Source organism: Streptacidiphilus sp. EB103A (genome assembly GCF_041261405.1).
Lineage (GTDB): Bacteria > Actinomycetota > Actinomycetes > Streptomycetales > Streptomycetaceae > Streptacidiphilus.
Genome location: NZ_JBGCAQ010000013.1, coordinates 197,270 through 215,901 on the forward strand (window position 1 = coordinate 197,270; position 18,632 = coordinate 215,901).

The window sequence follows — 18,632 nt, forward strand, 5'->3', positions numbered from 1 at the left end:
GGCGGCGCCGCCAGACCTCGGAACCCGGCGGCCGTCCTTCGGGAATCGACTCGATCTGCACACGGCCGACCTGGAACAATGGCGCGGCACTGATGTGATCCGCTGAAGTGTCGGCACGGCCGCTTGACGCAGCGCCGGCGGTACCCCTGTCACCACCCCCGCCACACCTTCTCTGCCGCAGGCGTCGTCCTGCTCCCTGCTTCTGCCTGTTCTTCCCTCAACCCATCTCTCACCAGCGACGAGGTCTCCGATGCCCACGGGCAAGGTCAAGTGGTTCAACACCGAGAAAGGCTTCGGCTTTCTCTCCAGCGACGACGGCGGCGACGTCTTTGTGCACTCCAAGGCGCTGCCCAGTGGGGTCGAGGCGCTCAAGCCGGGGCAGCGGGTCGAGTTCGAGATCATCGCGGGCCACCGTGGTGATCAGGCGCAGAAGGTGACGGTGCTGGACGACCTGCCCTCCCTCGCGGCCGCCAACCGGCGCAAGCCCGACGACCTCGCGCCCATCGTGCAGGACCTCACCACCCTGCTCGAACGCATCCTCCCGGGTCTGCAGCGCGGGCGTTACCCGGAGAAGCAGGCCGGGCACCAGGTGGCGACCCTGCTGCGCGCGGTCGCCGACCAGTTGGACGTCTGAGACGTCTCACGCAACTGAGCAGTCGTCACCGATGCCGCGTCGCGCCGGGGAAGGCAAGAGCCTCCGGCGCGACCGCCGGGACCAGGCCGGCCGCGGCGGCCCGGTCCAGCAGACCGTGCACTGCGGCATAGCCGGCCTCGCCGAGGTCGGCGGTGAACTCGTTGACATAGAGGGCGATGTGCTGGTCGGCCACGGCCGGATCCATCTCCTGGGAGTGCGCCAGCACATACTCCCGGCTGGCCTCGGGCCGCGCCCAGGCGTACTCCACGCTGGCCCGGATCGCCGCGGCGAGCTCGGCGAGCCTCTCGGCGCCGAGCGAGCGGCGGGCGATGATCGCGCCCAGTGGGATCGGCAGGCCGGTCGCGGCCTCCCATGCCTCGCCCATGTCGGCCAGTGAGCGCAGCCCGTACTGCTGGTAGGTGAACCGGGCCTCGTGGATCACCAGGCCCGCGTCCACCTTGCCGTCGCGCACCGCGGGCATGATCTCGTGGAACGGCAGGACGACGATCTCGCCCAGACCGCCGGGGACCGCCTCGGCGGCCCACAGCCGGAACAGCAGGTACGCGGTGGAGCGCTCGCTGGGGACGGCGACGGTCTTCCCGGCGAGGTCGGCGGGATCGGCCGACGCCTCCGGGCCGGTCAGCACCAGCGGTCCGCAGCCGCGCCCCAGCGCGCCGCCGCAGGGCAGCAGGGCGTACTCGTCCAGCACCCAGGGCAGCGCGGCGAAGGAGATCTTCAGCAGGTCCAGTTCGCCGCGCTCCGCCAGGCCGTTGGTGATGTCGATGTCGGCGAAGGTCACCTCGGGCGCGAACGGCGCCGGGACCAGGCCGTGGGCCAGGGCGTGGAACACGAAGGTGTCATTGGGGCAGGGCGAGTACGCGGTGGAGAGGGTCGCGGCGGTCATGCCTTCGACCTTAACCCTCGCGCCGGAGTCGGCTGTAGGGCAGCAGGGCGAAGGCCCGCTCCAGGGCGGCGAATGCCTCGCCGATCCGCCAGGCGGCGCGGTCGCGGGGGCCGACGGCGTTGGAGACGGTGCGCAGCTCCAGCACCGGGACGCCGTGTGCGGCGGCGGCCTCGGCGACGCCGAAGCCCTCCATGGCCTCGGCCACGGCCCCGGGGTGGCGGCCCGTCAGCTCGGCGGCGCGGGCGGCGCTGCCGGTGACCGTGGAGACGGTCAGCACCGGGCCGACGGCAGTCAACAGTCCCGCGGCCCGCAGCGCGGCGGCGACCGGCGCCGCGTGCGCGGTCTCGTGCCGTACCCGGCCGAAGCCCAGCTCGGTGACGGTGGCGAAGCCGTCGGGGGTCTGCGCACCCAGGTCGGCGGCGACGATCGCTTCGGCGACCACGGCGCAGCCCAGCGGCGCGAGCGGGGCGAAGCCGCCGGCGATCCCGGCCGAGACGACGAGGTCGTAATGGGTGGGGTCGTAACCGGCCTGGGTGAGTGCGGTGGCCGTCCCCGCGGCGGCTGCGGCGGGCCCGACCCCGGCGGCGAGGACGTCCACCGGGCCGCAGCGCTCCATGGCGTAGCCGCCGGGGAGCGGGTGCGGGACGGGGCCGCTGTGCGGAATCGCCGTCTGCACGCCGCGCAGCACCGCCGCCGCCTCGGGGGCGACGGCGGTGACGACGAGCAGGCGGGGGAGGGGGAGACTCACCGGAACCGGTCGGGTCAGCTCTTGATCGCGACCTCGAACAGCCATTCCCCGTAGATCGGGGCGTTGGTCGCACCCGTTCCCGCGACCACGAGCACGGGGGCGCTGGTGGGCGTGGTCCCGGTGGTCGTGTCGGTGACCATCAGCGTGGAGACCGCCAGCGGGCCGGCGTACTCCCGCTTGATCGGCGACACCGGGGCGCTGCCGCTGCTGCGCGCGAACCAGGTCTTGCCGGCGACGTCCTTGCCGACGTCGATGGAGTAGGTGCCGCTGGCGTTCACCTGAAGGGTGGGAATGTTCCCCTTGGTCAGCTGCGCGGTGATCGCGGCGGCGCAGGTGGTCTGCTGTGCCTTGGTCAGCGCCTTGCCACCGGCGTAGCAGGAGGCGGACGCGGGGGCGATCTGCTTCCAGGTCGAGCCCGACACCACCTGGATGCTGGGCACGGGCTTGCCCTGGCTGGAGGCGTGCTGGATGGAGAAGCCGACCGTGCCGACGCCCACGACGGCGACGGCTCCGAGGGCGAGGACAGCGCGGTTGATGCTCATGGTGCATGAGGCTACCGCCCGTCTGCTCGCACGGTGCGTCGGGGGCGGCCGAGGCGATTGCAACTGAGCCGGTTGCAGCCCCTCAGGGGCGCGGGGAACTGCGCGACAAACCATGCAGGAGCCGCAGGCGAGATCCCTCGGAGCCGCTACGCCAGGTGGGGGCGGCCCACACGGGCGGGGAGGCGGATCAGGCCGCGGAGGGTGAAGGCCAGGGACAGCAGCAGGATTCCGGCGGCGGTGCCCATGCCGACCGGGCCCACCAGCGGCAGGACGATGCCGAGGCCGCCGCCGGCCACCCAGGTGAGCTGCATCAATGTCTCGGAGCGGGCGAAGGCGGAGGTCCTGACCCGTTCCGGGACGTCCCGCTGGATCAGCGCGTCCAGGGCGACCTTGCCCAGCGACTGGGCGATCCCGGCGGTGCCGGCCAGCACGGTCACCGTCAGCATGCTGTACGCCAGCGCCGCGGCCAGCGCGGCGCCGGCGGCGGCGGTAAGCATCAGCGTGACGAGGATCTCAGGCGCGCGGGAGCGCAGCCAGGAGCCGAGCGCCGTCCCCAGCGCGTTTCCGATGCCCAGCGCGCCTGCGGCGATGCCCAGGGCCGCCGTGGGGTGCAGGCCCGCCAGGGGGTGCTCGCGGAGCAGGAAGGCGAGGAAGAAGGTGAGGAAGCCGGAGAGCCCGCGCAGGGTGCCCTCGGCGCTCAGGGCGAGGACCACGGCAGGGCCGACGGTGCGCAGCCCGACCCGGGCGGCCGGCGCGGTGGAGGCCCCGTGCGGCGGCCTCTCGGGTCCCGGTCCGGTTTCCGCCCCGGTCGGTCCGGTGGTCGTGGTGACGTCCGCCGGTTCGTCCTTGCGCAGCGACACCCGCTCCGGCGCGGGACCGTGCAGCAGCGCCCGCGCCTCGCCCTTGGCCAGGTCCACCTGGTGCGGCAGCGAGAACGCCAGGAAGGCCCCGCCCAGGTAGACCAGGAAGGCCCCGCGCAGCGGCCAGGTGGGGCCGATCAGGTGCAGCCCGCCGCCGATCGCGCCGGCCACACCGGTGGCCAGCAGCCCGGCGAGGGTGACCCGCGAGTTGGCCTTCACCAGCGTCACCCGCTCCGGCACCAGCCTCGGCACCACCACGCTGCGGACCACCCCGTACGCCTTGGACGCGACCAGCACGCCCAAGGCCTCCGGGTAGACGGTGAGGCCGCCGCCCGCGATGGAGCTGGTCATCATCCAGGCGATGGCGGCCCGGGCCAGCATCGACAGCGCCATCGCGCTGCGCCGACCGCTGGGGAGCCGGTCCAGCAGCGGACCGATCACCGGGGCCAGCAGCACGAAGGGCGCCATGGTGATCAGCAGGTAGAGCGCGACCCGGCCGCGGGCCTCGCCGGTCGGCACGGAGAAGAAGATGGTGGAGGCCAGCGCGACGGTGATCATCATGTCGCCGGCCGAGTTGACCGCGTGCAGCTCGATCAGCTTGGCCAGTCCGGACTCGCCCGCGCCCTCGGCGGAGGTGGCCCGGCGGATGCGACGACCGGTTCCGTGGACGGCGTGGCCGACTCCACGGGCGGTGGCGGAGGCCCCGCGGTGCAGGGTGTCCGCGACGCGGCGGGCCCGGCCGGTGCGATCAGCCGGGTGCGACCCCGTCGCCGTCGTCTGCCGTGCGCTCGGCCCGGACGGGGAGGGGCTGTCGGTGCCTCGGGGGGTGGAAGACCCCGTAGGCGCGTCGTCGGCCACGTCGCCATCCTGCCTGATCGATCGGCTGTCATGCTGGTTTTCTGCCGGGGGTCTGCCAAAGATCTGGTCCGGAACAGCTCGCGGCGTCTGGTGCGGTCGATCGCAAGGCGGCAGAGCGCCCTCGTAGCGGAGCTACTTGGGCGTTCTGCCAACGCGGCGAGCGGCCGCCACGCGGCGGAGCCGCAATGTGTCACTGTGGCGTCGCGAGCCCGGGCCAGATCTTTGGCAGACCCCCGAAGCCGATCAGCGTGGCGGGGTCACAAGCAGGGGCCACAAGTGGCAAGGGGCTGTCCCCTCCGGCCGCGCGACCGGTACCGTGCACTCAGTGGCACTCCGCTGTTTCCGGCGGAGACGCCGCGCCAATACCTTTTCGTACCGCCCAGCAGTGCCGCGTGGCCGTCCTGCGGCGGTCCGGCTGTCGTCTGGTTCCCAGCGCAGTCGTACCGGTCCGCGGAGTCGCGCAGAATGCAGAGTAGGGACGTCCGTCGACGCCCGCGGCAGGCGTACCACGCCATGCCGCCGGAGACGGTGGCGTACCGGAGACAGTCTTTGGGAGAGAATCGATCCTGTGATGAGTGCTGCGACGACGCGAAGCCGTACCCCCGACCGGCTCTGTGCGGAAGCCGTTGACTTCGCCCGGGCCGCCGCCGTGGAGGCGGCCGGCGAGGCCGCCGTCGGCGAGCACCTGGGCGTGGAGGTCGACGGCGAGCGCGTCGTTACGCACTACTTCGCGACCAACGAGTGGGCCTACCGGGGCTGGCGCTGGGCCGTCACGGTGACCCGCGCGTCCCGCAGCAAGCAGGTCACGCTTGACGAAACGGTGCTGCTGCCCGGCGCCGAGGCGCTGATCGCGCCGCAGTGGGTGCCCTGGAGCGAGCGGCTGCGCCCGGGCGACATGGGCCCCGGCGACCTGCTGCCGACCGACGAGGACGACCTGCGGCTGGAGCCCGGCTGGTCCGGCGAGGACGAGCCCGCGCCCAACTCGGCCCTGGCCGACGCGGCCGCCGCGGAGGCGGCAGTCGCCGCCGACATGGAGCTGGCGACGCCCACCGAGCGCGGCTCCATCGCCTCGGTGGCCCTGGAGCTGGGCCTCGGCCGGGCCCGGGTGCTGTCCCGGCTCGGACTGCACCTGGCCGCGGACCGCTGGGAGAAGCAGTACGGCGCCCACACGCCGATGGCCCAGGCCGCCCCGGCGAACTGCAACTCCTGCGGCTTCCTGATCCCGGTCGCCGGGACGCTCAGCCAGACCTTCGGCATCTGTGCCAATGAGTTCGGCCCGGCCGACGGCCATGTGGTGGCGCTGGACTTCGGCTGCGGCGGCCACTCCGAGGCGGCCGTGATGCCCGCCCCGCCGCAGCCCCCGCCGCCGGTGCTGGACGAGTTCAGCGTCGAGTCCTTCCCGCTGCACCCGGACCCGCACGGCGGGTCGGTCGTCGCCGACGACCCGGGCGAGGAGCTCGGACACAGCTGACCCGCTGTCAGCTGACAGCGGGTCAGTGGACGGTGATTCAGCCGACGCTGATGGCCTCCAGCTTGGCCTTGAGGTAGGCGGAGGAGTCCACCGGCTCGTACGCCACCGGGCCTCCGACCGGTGCGACCGTGGTGTGCGGGTCGCACTCGTAGAAGTAGACCAGCGACATCAGGTCCTCCTCCGGGGCCTCCGGCGACGGCGGCAGCACCTGGTGGCGGCCGGACTTCCAGCGGTCGCCGGTCCAGCGCGCCATCAGGTCGCCGATGTTCACCGTCAGCGCGTCCGGGTCGTACGGGGCGTCCTCCCAGCCGATGCCGCCGTCGGCCGGGTCGATGTAGACCTGCAGGCCTCCCTTGCCCTGCTGCCGGTCCAGCAGCGTCACCGTGCCGAAGTCGGTGTGCGGGCCGATCCGGAACTGGCCGGGCTGCGGCTCGCCGACCACGCCGGTGCCCGGGTACCAGTTGATGTTCAGGGTGTAGGTCGGGTGCGCGGTGTGGTCGGTGAAGAACGTGGTCTGCTGCCCCAGGGCCGCCCCGAGCAGCCGCAGCACCTCGTCGGCGACCGAGCGCATGGTCGTCATGTACTCCTCGACGGTCTTCTGCAGCGCCGGGGCCTCGGCCTCCGGCCAGCGGTTCGGCTGGAACCAGAAGTCGTCGATGGCGGCGTCGCCGGACGGCTGGTCGGCGCCGACCGTCCAGGACTCCTTGAGGTCCGGCGGGGTCTCGGTGCCCTCCGAGTAGCCGTTGGCCTCGGCGCCCTTGGCCAGCCAGCCCCGGCCGCCGACGTTCACCCCGTACCGCTCCTTGACCTCCGTCGGCAGCGCGAAGAACGCCCGCGCGGCCTCGCGCACGCCCTCGCGCTGCTCGCGGCTCACGCCGTGGCCGGTGATCAGCAGAAAGCCGGCCTGGCTCAGCGCCGCGTCCACGGCGGCCGCGGTGCGGGCGCGCGCGTCGGGGTCGCCGGACAGCCAGGGGGCGAGGTCGATCACGGGGATACGGGGGGACATGCTGTACCTGCCTTCAAGATTCGTCATTCGCCCGCGGGCCTTCCACCAATGTCCTCGAACCACAGCTCGGGCCTGGCCGCGATGAAGTCGCGCATCAGTTTCGTGCACTCAGGGTCGTCCAGCAGTACGACCTCCACACCGTGCTCGGCCAGCCAGTCGTGGCCGCCATGGAAGGTCTCGGCCTCGCCGACGACGACCCGGCCGATGCCGAACTGCCGGACCAGGCCCGAGCAGTACCAGCACGGCGACAGCGTGGTCACCATCGTGGTCCGGCCGTAGCCGCGCAGCCGTCCCGCGTTGCGGAACGCCGCGGTCTCCGCGTGCATCGACGGGTCGTCGTCCTGCACCCGGCGGTTGTGCCCGCGGCCCAGCAGCTCGCCGTCCGGGCCGAACAGCGCGGCGCCGATCGGGATGCCACCCTCGGCGAGGCCCGCCCTGGCCTCCTCGACGGCGACCGCCAGCAGATGTGAGGTGTCTGTCATACGTCCACTTTCCCGTTCCCGAAACACCGGGGCAACGTGCGGAAAGTACGCTCCAGCCCACCTCGCCGCTGACGCCGTGTCGTCCCCGAACTCTGGAGTCAACTTGGCCGCACTCACGCTTCGCGAGATCCTCTCCTTCGACATCCTCGGCGAGGCCGCGCCCGAGATCCTGTGCGGCGGCAAGGGCCTGGACCGGCCGGTGCGCTGGGTGCACTCCAGCGAGATCTACGAGATCGGCCCGCTGCTCTCGGGCGGCGAGCTGCTGCTCACCACCGGCCTCGGTCTGGCCGGGGCGGACGCCGGCGCGCGCCGCCACTACGTCCGCGAGCTCGCGGAGCGCGGGGTCGCTGGGATCGCCGTCGAGCTGGGCCGCACGCTCATGGAGATGCCGTACGAGCTGGTGGACGAGAGCCGCAGGCGCGGCCTGCCGCTGGTCGCGCTGCGGGCCGTGGTGCCCTTCATCCGCATCGCGGAGGCCGCCAACACCGCCATCGTCACCCAGTCACTGACGGACCGTCCGCACCCGGCGCACGACCGGGACGGGCGGGTGGCCGCCCTGCTGGTGGAACTCGCCGAGGGCACAGTACTGAGCCAGCGCGATGTGCTGGCCCGGGCCAGAGCCCTGGACTTCGCCGTGGACCGGACCCACCGGCTCGTCGGCGTCGCGGCGACCGGACCGGCCGCGAGCGCGGTGCTGGACCGGGCCGCCGACCTGTTGGGCGGACGACTGCTGCGGGCGGCGGTGCCGGACGGAAGCGTTGCCGCGCTGCTGAGCATCCCGCCGCGGGTGAACGGCGCCGTCGACGCCGTCCGCGCGGCGCAGGGCGCGGTCGTCGCCGCGGCGGGCGAGGCCGCCGCAGGGGCGGCGCTCACGGTCGCGCTGGGGCCCGCGGCCCCGGGGGAGGCGGCGTGGAGCCGCTGGGGCGAGTCGCTGCGCGAAGCGCGCACCACGCTGACGCTGGCGCTGAGCGTGCCGGTCGCCGAGCCGCACTGCTGCGAGGGCGCGCTGGTCACCTCGTCCCGGGCGCTGGCCCTGGAACGCCAGCTGGTCGGCGACGGACTCACCCCGGCCTCGCGCGACCGCATGGCCCACCTGGTCACCCGCGCCCTGGGCCCGCTCCTGGAATGGGAGGCCGCCCACCCCAGCGACCTGGTCCGCACCCTGGAGGTGCACCTCCGCAACGGCTGCAGCCCGACCCGCACGGCTGCTCTGCTGCACGTCGGGCGACAGTCGCTCTACCAGCGGCTTGAGCGGATCGAGTCCCTGCTGGGGCTTCCCGTGGGGGAGGCCGAGGCCCACGCGGAGCTGCTGCTGGCGTGCTGTGCGCACAGGCTGCTGCGGGCGGGGGACTGAGCGGACAGTGCGGCACGTGCATGGTTGGCAGCGCAGTTCCCCGCGCCCCCAGGGGGCTGCAACCGGCTCCGTTGCACCACCTCAGGGGCGCGGGGAACTGCGCGAACAGAAACCACCGCTGACGGTCAGGTTCCCGCGGGCTCCGGGGTCGACGCCGGGACGTCGGTGACCGAGCCGGTGACCGGGCCGAGTCCGGGTACCAGCCGGAGAAGCAGGTACAGCACGCCCGCGATGACGAACCCTCCGGCGAAGGCGATATCGCCGAGCGCGGGGAAGTGCTTGGGGAAGACCCCGGTGTAGTCGGTCTGGTTGGAGAAGAGCCAGACGCCGAGCCCGGTGCCGGCCGCCATCGCGATGGGCGCAGCCCAGTTGCTGAAGGTCTTGTTGGCCAGGATCGAGGCGATCTCCTCGTCCGACTGCCCGCGCCGCAGCACCCGGTCGGTGAAGACGATGGCCAGCCAGGGGCCGATCCAGTAGGTGATCACCAGCAGGAAGTTCTCGTACTTCGTGCCCGAGTCGTGCAGGCCCGACCAGGCGACCAGGGTGCCCGCCACGCCGAAGACCAGCGCGACCGTCGCCCGCCGTACCGCCGCCGGGAGCTTGATGCCCATGGCGACGAAGGACAGCGAGCCCGAGTAGATGTTGAGGGCGTTGGCGGCGATGCCGCCGACCGCGATGGCCAGCAGGGTGAGGTCCGCGAGCCAGGTCGGCAGGGCGTGGGTGAAGGCGGCGGTGGGGGAGAGGGTGGACGGGGCGGCGATCGTCGCCGACGCCGCGCCGACGACCTCCAGCAGCACGCAGGAGACGAAGACGCCCAGGGCCGGCCACAGCCCGACCGCCCACTTGGGCGCGGACTTGGGCAGGTAGCGGGTGTAGTCGGAGCCGTACGGCGTCCAGCCGGCCGCGTAGCCGAAGGTCGCGCCGGCGGTCAGCAGGAACGCGCCGGGGAAGGCGTGCGCGCCGGTCGCCGCGGAGACGTCCGACTTGCTGAGGATGACCCCGGCGGCGATCAGGAAGACCACGGTCAGCAGCGGGAAGGTGTACTTCTCGGCGCTCTGGATGAAGTTGTGGCCGAAGTAGGCGATGCCGACCTGCAGCACCACCACGATGAACAGGCACAGCAGCGCGGGCCAGCCGAGCAGCGTGTTCAGCGCGTACGCCGCGCTGACGCTGTTGACGGCGAACCAGCCGATGCCCGCGGTGAGGGCGTTCAGCCCGGCGGGCAGGGCGTTGCCCCAGTAGCCGAAGGCACTGCGACCCGCGACCATCTGCGGCACGCCGTGGCGGGGGCCGCTGAGGCCCAGGAAGCCGTGGGCGACGGCGCCGAGGCCGGTGCCGAGCACGATGGCCAGCACGGCCTGCCAGAAGCCGAGACCGAAGACGCCGACGGCGAGGACGCCGACGAAGACGGTGGCGAACTCCATGTTGGGGGAGGTCCAGGTCCAGAGAAGTCCGAGGGGTCGACCGTGTCTGGCGGTCTCGGGTACTGGTTCTGCACCGGTGGGTTCGACGGCGAGTACGTGGTCGCCGTACTCGGATATCTCTGTAGGGGCGGCGGTCATAGGGTCAGTGTCGGGGTGTGTCAGTGACCCGTAAACGGTCGGAACGACGGGTCTACGCGGGGTTACTGCGTACGTTCTGTACGTCGCGCTGTGCGTCGGCCGTATGTCGATGGCGGTGTCCGTGCGGGGCAGCCTAACCCGTACCGGATACTGACATGTATGGCATACGACGATCTTCGGTCCTTTCTTCGGGCGCTGGAACGGGAGGGCGACCTCCGGCGGATCAAGGTGGAGGTGGACCCGTACCTCGAGATCGGGGAGATCGTCGACCGGGTGCAGAAGGCCAAGGGCCCCGCGCTGCTCTTCGAGAACGTCAAGGGCGCCTCGATGCCGCTGGCGATGAACGTCTTCGGGACGGAGCGGCGACTGGCCAAGGCGCTGGGCCTGAAGTCGGCCGAGTCCATCTCGGAGAAGATCGCCGGCCTGCTGAAGCCGGAGCTGCCGCACGGCTTCACCGGGGTGCGGGACGCCTTCGGCAAGCTGGCCGGGATGACCCACGTCCCGCCGAAGAAGGTGAAGCCGGGCGACGCGCCGGTGCAGCAGGTGGTGCTGACCGGCGACCAGGTGGACCTGGACGCGCTGCCCGCGCTGTTCACCTGGCCGGGCGACGGCGGCTCCTTCTTCAACCTGGGCCTCACCCACACCAAGGACCCGGACAGCGGCATCCGCAATCTGGGCCTCTACCGGCTGCAGCGCCACGACCGGCGCACGATCGGGATGCACTGGCAGATCCACAAGGACAGCCGCAACCACGCCGCCGTCGCGGCGAAGCGGGGCGAGCGGCTGCCGGTCGCGATCGCCTTCGGCTGCCCGCCGGCGGTGACCTACGCGGCGACCGCGCCGCTGCCCGGTGACATCGACGAGTACCTGTTCGCCGGCTTCGTCGCCGGTGAGCGGGTGCGGATGGTGGACTGCAGGACGGTCCCGCTGCAGGTCCCGGCCGACGCCGAGGTGGTGCTCGAAGGCTGGCTGGAGCCGGGGGTGACGCTGCCCGAGGGCCCGTTCGGCGACCACACCGGCTTCTACACCCCGCAGGAGCCCTTCCCGGCCCTCACCATCGACTGCGTGACGATGCGCTCCCGGCCACTGCTGCAGTCGATCGTGGTCGGCCGCCCGCCGACGGAGGACGGCCCGCTGGGGAAGTTCACCGAGCGCTTCTTCCTGCCGCTGCTGAAGATCATCGTCCCGGACATCGTGGACTACGACCTGCCCGAGGCCGGCGGCTTCCACAACTGCGTGATCGTCTCGATCGACAAGAAGTACCCCAAGCACGCCCAGAAGGTGATGCACGCCATCTGGGGGGCGCACATGATGTCGCTCACCAAGCTGATCGTGGTGGTGGACGCCGACTGCGACGTCCACGACTACCAGGAGGTGGCCTGGCGGGCTCTCGGCAACGTCGACTACAGCCGCGACCTGAGCGTGGTCGAGGGCCCGGTGGACCATCTGGACCATGCCTCCTACCAGCAGTTCTGGGGCGGCAAGGCCGGGATCGACGCCACCCGTAAGCTCCCCGAGGAGGGGTACACCAGGGACGGGGGCTGGCCGGAGATGGTCGGCTCCGACCCTGAAACGGCCGCGACGGTCTCACGTCGCTGGAAGGAGTACGGGCTGTGAGCGCGACTGCCGCTGCCCCCGCTGTACAGGTACCGGGGAGAACCAAGGCGTTCCTGCGGCTGGTGATGATCGAGCACTCGGTCTTCGCCCTGCCCTTCGCCTACACCGCCGCGCTGACGGCGATGTTCCTTGACAACGGACACGTCCACTGGCTCCAGCTGACGCTGGTGACCCTCGCCATGGTCGGCCTGCGGACCTTCGCCATGGCCGCGAACCGGATCATCGACCGCGAGATCGACGCCCGCAACCCACGCACCGCCGGGCGCGAACTCGTCACCGGAGCCGTGTCGCTGCGCACCGCCTACGCGGGCTCCGCGGTGGCGCTGGTCGTCTTCCTCAGCGCCGCCGCGCTGCTCAACCCGCTCTGCCTGGCGCTGGCCCCGATCGCCGTCATCCCGATGGTGGTCTATCCCTACGGCAAGCGGTTCACCGACTTCCCGCACGCCATCCTGGGCCTCGCCCAGGCCATGGGCCCGATCGGGGCCTGGCTGGCCGTCACCGGGACCTGGTCCTGGGACGCCCTGGTCCTCGGCCTCGCCGTGGGCGTCTGGATCGGCGGCTTCGACCTGATCTTCGGCTGCCAGGACGTCGCCGCCGACCGCGCCGACGGCGTGCGCTCGGTCCCGGCCCGCTTCGGCGTGGACACCGCGCTCCGGGGTGCGCGCGGAGCGCATGTGGTGACGGTGCTGCTGCTGGGCTGGTACGCGGTGCTCACCGACGCCGGGTGGGCCTTCTGGATGGGCCTGGTGGTGGTGTGCTGCGCCTTCGTCTACGAGCACTCCATCGTCAAGCCCGGCGACCTGTCCCGGCTCAACCGGGCGTTCTTCCAGGTCAACGGCTTCGTCGGAATCTCACTCTTCGCCTTCGCGCTGCTGGACCTGGTGCTGCGGGGGCTGGGGGTCTGAGGCGCCGCCATGCCGGGGGCGGCGGCCTCGCCCCCGGGTAGGGTCGGACGGGTGGAGCGAGAAGGACAGCAGCAGCGCGAGCCGTGGGTGGTCGGGGTTTCCGGGGCGTCCGGGACGGCGTATGCGGCGGCGGTGGTGCGGGGGTTGCTGGCGGCCGGGGAGGACGTGGACCTGGTGGTGAGCCGGGCGGCGCGGCTGACGGTACTGGACGAGACCGGGATCTCCTTCCGGGACGGGCACTGGGAGGAGGACCTCCGGGAGTGGCTGGAGCAGTCGCTCGACTCGGGGAAGCCGCAGGTGGAGAGCCTGGACGGGGTGCGCTACTGGGCCGCCGGCGACCTGGCGGCCGGGCCGTCGAGCGGCTCCTATCCGACCAGGGGGATGCTGGTGGTGCCGTGCAGCACGGCCTCGGTGGCCGGGATCGCGCTCGGGCTGTCGAAGGACCTGCTGCAGCGCGCCGCGAGTGTCACGCTCAAGGAGCGGCGGCGGCTGGTGGTGTGCGTGCGGGAGACGCCGCTGAGCGGCCAGACGCTGCGTCAACTGGTCGCGCTGGACGAGGCGGGGGCCGTGGTGCTGCCCGCATCGCCCGGGTTCTACGCCGGGACGCGCAGCGCCCAGCAGTTGGTGGACTTCGTCGCGGGGCGGGTGCTGGACGCGGCTGGAGTGCCGCATGACCTCTATCGGCGCTGGGTCGGCGGGCTGGGTACGGGCAGGCGGGCCGATGCCTGAGTGAGGCAGCTCACGTTCCCGGGGTATTGTCGTTGGGATGTCAGGGTCGACAGCTCAGGAGTCTTCGATTCCGGATAATGTCGCCTGGTTGCCCAACGATCGGAAGGCGCGGTATTCCAGCATGGACGCGGTGGACAGACAGCTCATCCAGGCGCTGCGCGAGAACGGCCGGGCGTCGTACGCCGAGCTGGGGCGGCTGGTGGGCCTCTCGGGCCCCAGCGTCACCGATCGCATCAACCGCCTGGAGCAGGCGGGCATCATCACCGGCTACCGCGCGACGGTGAACCCGGCCTCGCTGGGGTTGGGCGTGACCGCGCTGATCGGCCTTCAGCTGTCGGACGCCGCCGACCACGAGGACGTGGCGCACCGGCTGCGCGACCTCGCCGAGGTCGAGGACTGCTGGTTCATCGCCGGCGACGACTCCTACATGCTCAAGGTGCGGATGCCCGACGTGGACGGACTCGAGTCCATCGTGAAGCGGCTCTCCGGGACCAGGGGCGTCGCCCGGACCCGGACCACGGTGGTGCTGTCCACCAAGTGGGAGAACCGGGCGACCGAACTGCCCGACACGGATGCGTTGACCGACCGGAAGGCGTGACCCGCAGATGGCCCTGGTGACTCTGGACGACCTGCGCGACGCGCAGAAGCGGATCGCCGGCGTGGCGGTGCGGACGCCGCTGATGCCCTGCCCGTGGGCGGAGACGGACGCGCACACGCTGCACCTCAAGCCGGAGAGCCTCCAGCCGACCGGCGCTTTCAAGATCCGGGGCGCCTACAACCGGCTGGCCGTGCTGACCGAGGAGGAGCGGGCGCGCGGCGTGGTCGCGCAGTCCAGCGGCAACCACGCGCAGGCGGTGGCGTATGCGGCGCGGGCGATGGGGATCAAGGCCGTCATCGTGATGCCGGACACCTCCCCGGCGGTGAAGGTCGAGAACACCCGCTCCTTCGGCGCCGAGGTGATCCTCGTCCATATGAGCGAGCGGGACACCACCCCGGCCGATCTGGTCGCCGAGCACGGGTATGTGTGGGTGCCGCCGTACGACGACCCGTACATCATCGCCGGTCAGGGAACGGTCGGCCTGGAGCTCGCGGAGGACGCGACCGCGCTGGACCTGGACCTGCGCACGGTGCTGGTGCCGGTCAGCGGCGGCGGGCTGATCAGCGGGACCGCGGCCGCGCTGAAGCTGACCATGCCGGGCGTGCGGATCGTCGGTGTCGAGCCCGAACTGGCGGGGGACGCGAGCGAGAGCTTCCGTACCGGCGAGCAGAAGGTGTGGCCGTTCGAGCGGACCCACCGCACCATCGCCGACGGGCTGCGGACCAACTCGCTGGGCCTGCTGCCCTGGGAGCACGTCCAGGCCTACGTGGACGACATCATCACCGTCACCGAGGACGAGATCCGCTCGACCGTGGCCGTGCTGGCCCGGCGCGGGCGGCTGGTCGCCGAACCCTCGGGCGCGGTCAGCACGGCGGCGTACCTGCACCACGCGGATCAGCTGCCGCAGGGGCGCAGTGTCGCGGCGGTGGTCAGCGGGGGGAATGTGGACCCGTCCCTGCTGGCGGAATTGCTGGCGTAGGCTCGTGCAGGATGTACGTGGCGCAGGTAGTGCCGGTACTGCAGGTTGCGAAAGGGCTGAGGGCCGGATGGACGCAGGACTGAAGCGGGAGCTCGAGGCGAAGGTCTACGCCGGGGAGCGGCTGTCCCGCGAGGACGGCATCGCCCTGTACGAGACCGACGACCTGGCCTGGCTGGGCGGCCTCGCCCACCACGTGCGGACGCAGAAGAACGGCGACGTCGTCCACTTCAACGTCAACCGCCACCTCAACATGACCAACGTCTGCAGCGCCTCCTGCGCGTACTGCTCGTTCCAGCGCAAGCCGGGCGAGAAGGACGCGTACACCATGCGCATCGAGGAGGCCGTGCGGCTGGCGAAGGCCATGGAGAACGACCAGCTCACCGAGCTGCACATCGTCAACGGCCTGCACCCGACGCTGCCCTGGCGCTACTACCCGCGGTCGCTGCGCGAGTTGAAGGCGGCGCTGCCGAACGTGGCGCTGAAGTGCTTCACCGCCACCGAGATCCACTGGTTCGAGAAGATCTCCGGGCTGTCCGCGAGCGAGATCCTGGACGAGCTGATCGACGCCGGCCTGGAGTCGCTGACCGGCGGCGGCGCCGAGATCTTCGACTGGGAGGTGCGCCAGCACATCGTCGACCACGACACCCACTGGGAGGACTGGTCGCGGATCCACCGCCTGGCGCACTCCAAGGGCCTGAAGACCCCGTGCACCATGCTCTACGGGCACATCGAGGAGCCCAGGCACCGGGTGGACCACGTGCTGCGGCTGCGTGAGCTGCAGGACGAGACCGGCGGCTTCCAGGTCTTCATCCCGCTGCGTTACCAGCACGACTTCCACGACTCCAAGGACGGCGTCGTCCGCAACCGGCTGCAGGCCCGTACCACCATGGCCACCGGCGCGGACATGATCAAGACCTTCGCGGTGTCGCGGCTGCTGTTCGACAACGTCCAGCACGTCAAGGTGTTCTGGGTGATGCACGGCCTGGACGGCGCGCAGCTGATGCTCAACCACGGTGCGGACGACATGGACGGCTCGGTGGTCGAGTACAAGATCACCCACGACGCGGACGGCTTCGGCACGCCGAACAAGCTCAGCCGCGAGAACCTGCTCGACCTGATCCGTGACGCCGGCTTCCGTCCGGTGGAGCGCAACACCCGCTACGAGATCATCCGCGAGTACGACGGCCCGGTCGCCGACCGCCGCGAGACCCCGCAGCCGATGCGCTTCTAGTCAACAGGAACCCAGGAACCCTCCCGCACCATGGCACTCGACTTCACCCTGGACCCGGAGCTCACCCCGCAGCTCCGGGCCGGGATCATCGACCTCTGGACGGATGTCAGCAATGCCGGCGGAGCCGTCGGCTTCGTCGCGCCGGTCACCGTCGAGCGGGTCCGCCCCACGGCGGAGAAGCAGTTCGCGGGTGTCGCTGACGGTCCGGACCGGTTGCTGATCGCCCGTGAGGCGAGCACCGGTGAGCTCGCCGCCCTGCTGTTCTTCGAGAACCAGCGCTTCGAGCTGATGACGCACTGGCAGCTGCTGAAGCGGGTCATGGTGCACCCCCGCTTCCAGGGCGCCGGGTACGGCGCCGAGCTGCTGGCCGAGGCCGAGCGGATCGCCCGGGGCTGGGGCCTGTCCGGGCTGAAGCTGACCCTGCGCGGGGGCCGTGGCCTGGAGTCCTTCTACGGCCGCAGCGGCTACAAGGAGGTCGGCCGGATACCCGGCGGCATCCGGGTCGCGCCGGGCGAGGAGTACGACGACGTCCTCATGTGGCTCGACCTGCGGTGAAGGGCTCCGGCGGGGAACCCCTTCAGGGGGCCGTTGAAGATCTGCCCCGACCGCGTGCTGTACTGGACAGGTCGTCCGGAATCGCTCGGAAGAGATCGGAAGAGAGACCCAGCGCCGTGAGCAGCAAGTCACACGCCACCCTCCGCTACACCTCCATGCGGTTCAGCATCTTCGGCGCCGTCTTCGTGGTCGTCCTGGTGCTCGCCCACTTCAAGCTGATGCCGGTGATGGCCGGAGCCCCCGGCGTCCTGCTTCTGCTGATCATCGCCCTGGTCGTGTCCGGGCTGCTCAGCTATGTGCTGTTGAGCCGTCAGCGGGACGAGATGTCCGCGCAGATCACCGAGGGCATCGAGGGGCGCCGCAACCGCGGCGCCGGGATGAAGCAGCGCATCGCCGCGCAGACCGCCGCCGAGGACGCCCTCGACGACGCCGTCCGCGCGGACGCCCAGTAGCAGCAGCTCCTGTGGGATCGAGGGACCGAGAGCTGCCGCTCCACCGCCCGACCGGGCGCGATGTCGCACGCCTCGCGGGGGTCTCCCAGGCGACGGTCTCCCTGGTGTTCTCGACCGGCGAGACCGCCCGCGCCCGGGTCTCCGCCGCCACCCGGGACCGGGTCAGGGCGGCCGCTGCCCAGCTCGGCTACCAGCCCCAGGCCACCGGACGGCAGCTGCGCCTGGGCCGTACCGGGCTGGTCCACCTCGCGGTGCCCAATATGCTCGGGCCGTTCTTCGCCCGGGTCCTCGACGGCGCCCAGGGCGCGGCGACCACGCACGGCCTCGCCGTGGTGGTCAGCTCCGGCTGGGACGGCGACACCCTCGCCCGCGCCTGCGGCACCGGGCAGTTCGACGGCCTGCTGCTGTGCTCCCCGGACGACAGCCAGCTCGGCGAGCTGCCGGCCTCCCTCCCGGTGGTCTTCCTGGACGCCGACCCGGCCGGCGTCGCCGACTCGCCGCTGCGTCGGGCGCTGGAGCTGGACGTGGCCGGCGGTATGGCCGCCGCTGTGCGGCATCTGCGTGAGCTCGGACACAGCCGCATCGGGCATCTGCGCTCGACGGACTCCGCTTACACCTTCCGCTCCCGGCAGGCCGGTTTCGAGCGGGCGGCGCTGGGCGTCGAGGTGGTGGAGGCCGGGGTGTCCATCAACGGCGGACTGGAGGCGGGTCGGGCCGCCGCCCGCACCCTGCTCGGCCGGGCCGACCGTCCGCACGCCCTGGTCTGCGACGACGACGTGGTCGCGGCCGCCGCCTACCATGCGGCCGCCGAGCTGGGGCTGCGGATCCCGGACGACCTGTCGGTGGTCGGCATCGACAACATCCTCGCCGCCCAGCTGCTGTCGCCCGGGCTCACCACGGTGGACCTGCCGGGGGAGCGGCTGGGCAGCGCCGGCCTGGACCTGCTGGCCGAACTGATCAGCGGCGGCCGCCCGCCGGGGCCGGCGCCGCTGGAGACCACGCTGCTGCTGCGGGGCTCCACGACGGGGGTCCGGAGGCGGCAGGTAGGCTCTGAGCGTGGACCCGAAGACTCGTAGCAGGATCGTGAGCGGCGCGCTGGTGCTGCTGCTGTTGGCCGTCGTGATCGGCGCCATCGCGCGCTGAAG

The 18,632-nt window shown here is 71.8% G+C and carries 19 protein-coding genes; 12 read left to right on the forward strand and 7 right to left on the reverse strand.

All coding sequences use genetic code 11. The features are described 5' to 3' along the window. The first annotated feature begins 250 nt into the window (after positions 1 to 250). Positions 251 to 634, forward strand: a complete 384-nt coding sequence (locus tag ABH941_RS22550; RefSeq protein ID WP_030255525.1) for a cold-shock protein — start codon at positions 251 to 253, stop codon at positions 632 to 634. A gap of 25 nt (positions 635 to 659) precedes the next feature. On the opposite strand, the gene ABH941_RS22555 is transcribed toward ABH941_RS22550, so the two are convergent. The 4 genes from ABH941_RS22555 to ABH941_RS22570 form a co-directional block, all read right to left on the reverse strand. Beyond that, a complete protein-coding gene (locus ABH941_RS22555; RefSeq protein WP_370131219.1) occupies positions 660 to 1,538 on the reverse strand; it encodes a 1,4-dihydroxy-6-naphthoate synthase in 879 nt (292 codons plus the stop codon). Between the two features lie 10 nt (positions 1,539 to 1,548). Beyond that, on the reverse strand, positions 1,549 to 2,331 hold the full coding sequence (locus ABH941_RS22560; protein WP_370131220.1) for a futalosine hydrolase: 783 nt from the start codon (positions 2,329 to 2,331) through the stop codon (positions 1,549 to 1,551). Beyond that, on the reverse strand, positions 2,301 to 2,828 hold the full coding sequence (locus ABH941_RS22565) for a hypothetical protein (RefSeq protein WP_370131221.1): 528 nt from the start codon (positions 2,826 to 2,828) through the stop codon (positions 2,301 to 2,303). Before ABH941_RS22565 ends, ABH941_RS22560 begins: the two co-directional genes overlap by 31 nt. A gap of 146 nt (positions 2,829 to 2,974) precedes the next feature. Beyond that, complete coding sequence (locus ABH941_RS22570) at positions 2,975 to 4,402, reverse strand: MFS transporter (RefSeq protein WP_370131287.1); 1,428 nt, start codon at positions 4,400 to 4,402, stop codon at positions 2,975 to 2,977. A gap of 715 nt (positions 4,403 to 5,117) precedes the next feature. On the opposite strand from ABH941_RS22570, the gene ABH941_RS22575 reads away from it, so the two are divergent. Further along, positions 5,118 to 6,017, forward strand: coding sequence for a DUF3027 domain-containing protein (locus ABH941_RS22575; RefSeq protein WP_134001772.1), 900 nt, complete (start codon positions 5,118 to 5,120; stop codon positions 6,015 to 6,017). A 37-nt stretch (positions 6,018 to 6,054) separates the two neighbouring features. On the opposite strand, the gene ABH941_RS22580 is transcribed toward ABH941_RS22575, so the two are convergent. Together ABH941_RS22580 and ABH941_RS22585 are read right to left on the reverse strand one after the other, a co-directional pair. Beyond that, positions 6,055 to 7,023 (reverse strand): isopenicillin N synthase family dioxygenase, encoded by a 969-nt coding sequence (locus ABH941_RS22580; protein ID WP_370131222.1) that lies wholly within the window; start codon positions 7,021 to 7,023, stop codon positions 6,055 to 6,057. A gap of 23 nt (positions 7,024 to 7,046) precedes the next feature. Then, positions 7,047 to 7,505 (reverse strand): nucleoside deaminase, encoded by a 459-nt coding sequence (locus ABH941_RS22585; protein WP_370131223.1) that lies wholly within the window; start codon positions 7,503 to 7,505, stop codon positions 7,047 to 7,049. A 103-nt stretch (positions 7,506 to 7,608) separates the two neighbouring features. On the opposite strand from ABH941_RS22585, the gene ABH941_RS22590 reads away from it, so the two are divergent. Continuing rightward, the gene (locus ABH941_RS22590) at positions 7,609 to 8,859 is read left to right on the forward strand and encodes a PucR family transcriptional regulator (RefSeq protein ID WP_370131224.1); all 1,251 of its coding nucleotides are present in this window, start codon (positions 7,609 to 7,611) and stop codon (positions 8,857 to 8,859) included. 125 nt (positions 8,860 to 8,984) lie between these two features. Here the strand turns inward: ABH941_RS22590 and ABH941_RS22595 are convergent, their stop codons facing one another. Next, the gene (locus ABH941_RS22595) at positions 8,985 to 10,421 is read right to left on the reverse strand and encodes a cytosine permease (protein WP_370131225.1); all 1,437 of its coding nucleotides are present in this window, start codon (positions 10,419 to 10,421) and stop codon (positions 8,985 to 8,987) included. A 159-nt stretch (positions 10,422 to 10,580) separates the two neighbouring features. On the opposite strand from ABH941_RS22595, the gene ABH941_RS22600 reads away from it, so the two are divergent. The 9 genes from ABH941_RS22600 (at position 10,581) to ABH941_RS22640 (ending at position 18,563) form a co-directional block, all read left to right on the forward strand. Beyond that, positions 10,581 to 12,038 (forward strand): menaquinone biosynthesis decarboxylase, encoded by a 1,458-nt coding sequence (locus tag ABH941_RS22600; RefSeq protein WP_370131226.1) that lies wholly within the window; start codon positions 10,581 to 10,583, stop codon positions 12,036 to 12,038. After that, on the forward strand, positions 12,035 to 12,943 hold the full coding sequence (gene mqnP, locus ABH941_RS22605; protein WP_370131227.1) for a menaquinone biosynthesis prenyltransferase MqnP: 909 nt from the start codon (positions 12,035 to 12,037) through the stop codon (positions 12,941 to 12,943). Before ABH941_RS22600 ends, mqnP begins: the two co-directional genes overlap by 4 nt. Positions 12,944 to 12,994: 51 nt before the next feature. Then, a complete protein-coding gene (locus tag ABH941_RS22610; protein ID WP_370131228.1) occupies positions 12,995 to 13,672 on the forward strand; it encodes a UbiX family flavin prenyltransferase in 678 nt (225 codons plus the stop codon). Between the two features lie 121 nt (positions 13,673 to 13,793). Beyond that, the gene (locus ABH941_RS22615; RefSeq protein ID WP_370131288.1) at positions 13,794 to 14,270 is read left to right on the forward strand and encodes an Lrp/AsnC family transcriptional regulator; all 477 of its coding nucleotides are present in this window, start codon (positions 13,794 to 13,796) and stop codon (positions 14,268 to 14,270) included. Positions 14,271 to 14,277: 7 nt separating this feature from the next. After that, entirely contained in the window at positions 14,278 to 15,249 is a 972-nt protein-coding gene (locus ABH941_RS22620) for a threonine/serine dehydratase (RefSeq protein ID WP_370131229.1), read from the forward strand. 67 nt (positions 15,250 to 15,316) lie between these two features. Further along, the gene (mqnE, locus tag ABH941_RS22625) at positions 15,317 to 16,480 is read left to right on the forward strand and encodes an aminofutalosine synthase MqnE (RefSeq protein WP_370131231.1); all 1,164 of its coding nucleotides are present in this window, start codon (positions 15,317 to 15,319) and stop codon (positions 16,478 to 16,480) included. A 30-nt stretch (positions 16,481 to 16,510) separates the two neighbouring features. Continuing rightward, positions 16,511 to 17,035: an N-acetyltransferase family protein gene (locus ABH941_RS22630; protein WP_370131232.1), complete on the forward strand. Its 525-nt coding sequence runs from the start codon at positions 16,511 to 16,513 to the stop codon at positions 17,033 to 17,035. A 116-nt stretch (positions 17,036 to 17,151) separates the two neighbouring features. Next, positions 17,152 to 17,487, forward strand: coding sequence for a DUF4229 domain-containing protein (locus tag ABH941_RS22635; protein ID WP_370131233.1), 336 nt, complete (start codon positions 17,152 to 17,154; stop codon positions 17,485 to 17,487). 11 nt (positions 17,488 to 17,498) lie between these two features. After that, on the forward strand, positions 17,499 to 18,563 hold the full coding sequence (locus ABH941_RS22640; protein WP_370131234.1) for a LacI family DNA-binding transcriptional regulator: 1,065 nt from the start codon (positions 17,499 to 17,501) through the stop codon (positions 18,561 to 18,563). The last annotated feature ends 69 nt before the right edge of the window (positions 18,564 to 18,632 follow it).

Coding starts and splice junctions, on each gene's coding strand:
- ABH941_RS22550 (WP_030255525.1), top strand. CDS start 251: ATGCCCACGGGCAAGGTCAAGTGGTTCAACACCGAGAAAGGCTTCGGC.
- ABH941_RS22555 (WP_370131219.1), bottom strand. CDS start 1,538: ATGACCGCCGCGACCCTCTCCACCGCGTACTCGCCCTGCCCCAATGAC.
- ABH941_RS22560 (WP_370131220.1), bottom strand. CDS start 2,331: ATGGCTGTTCGAGGTCGCGATCAAGAGCTGACCCGACCGGTTCCGGTG.
- ABH941_RS22565 (WP_370131221.1), bottom strand. CDS start 2,828: ATGAGCATCAACCGCGCTGTCCTCGCCCTCGGAGCCGTCGCCGTCGTG.
- ABH941_RS22575 (WP_134001772.1), top strand. CDS start 5,118: ATGAGTGCTGCGACGACGCGAAGCCGTACCCCCGACCGGCTCTGTGCG.
- ABH941_RS22580 (WP_370131222.1), bottom strand. CDS start 7,023: ATGTCCCCCCGTATCCCCGTGATCGACCTCGCCCCCTGGCTGTCCGGC.
- ABH941_RS22585 (WP_370131223.1), bottom strand. CDS start 7,505: ATGACAGACACCTCACATCTGCTGGCGGTCGCCGTCGAGGAGGCCAGG.
- ABH941_RS22595 (WP_370131225.1), bottom strand. CDS start 10,421: ATGACCGCCGCCCCTACAGAGATATCCGAGTACGGCGACCACGTACTC.
- ABH941_RS22600 (WP_370131226.1), top strand. CDS start 10,581: ATGGCATACGACGATCTTCGGTCCTTTCTTCGGGCGCTGGAACGGGAG.
- ABH941_RS22615 (WP_370131288.1), top strand. CDS start 13,794: ATGGACGCGGTGGACAGACAGCTCATCCAGGCGCTGCGCGAGAACGGC.
- ABH941_RS22620 (WP_370131229.1), top strand. CDS start 14,278: ATGGCCCTGGTGACTCTGGACGACCTGCGCGACGCGCAGAAGCGGATC.
- mqnE (WP_370131231.1), top strand. CDS start 15,317: ATGGACGCAGGACTGAAGCGGGAGCTCGAGGCGAAGGTCTACGCCGGG.
- ABH941_RS22630 (WP_370131232.1), top strand. CDS start 16,511: ATGGCACTCGACTTCACCCTGGACCCGGAGCTCACCCCGCAGCTCCGG.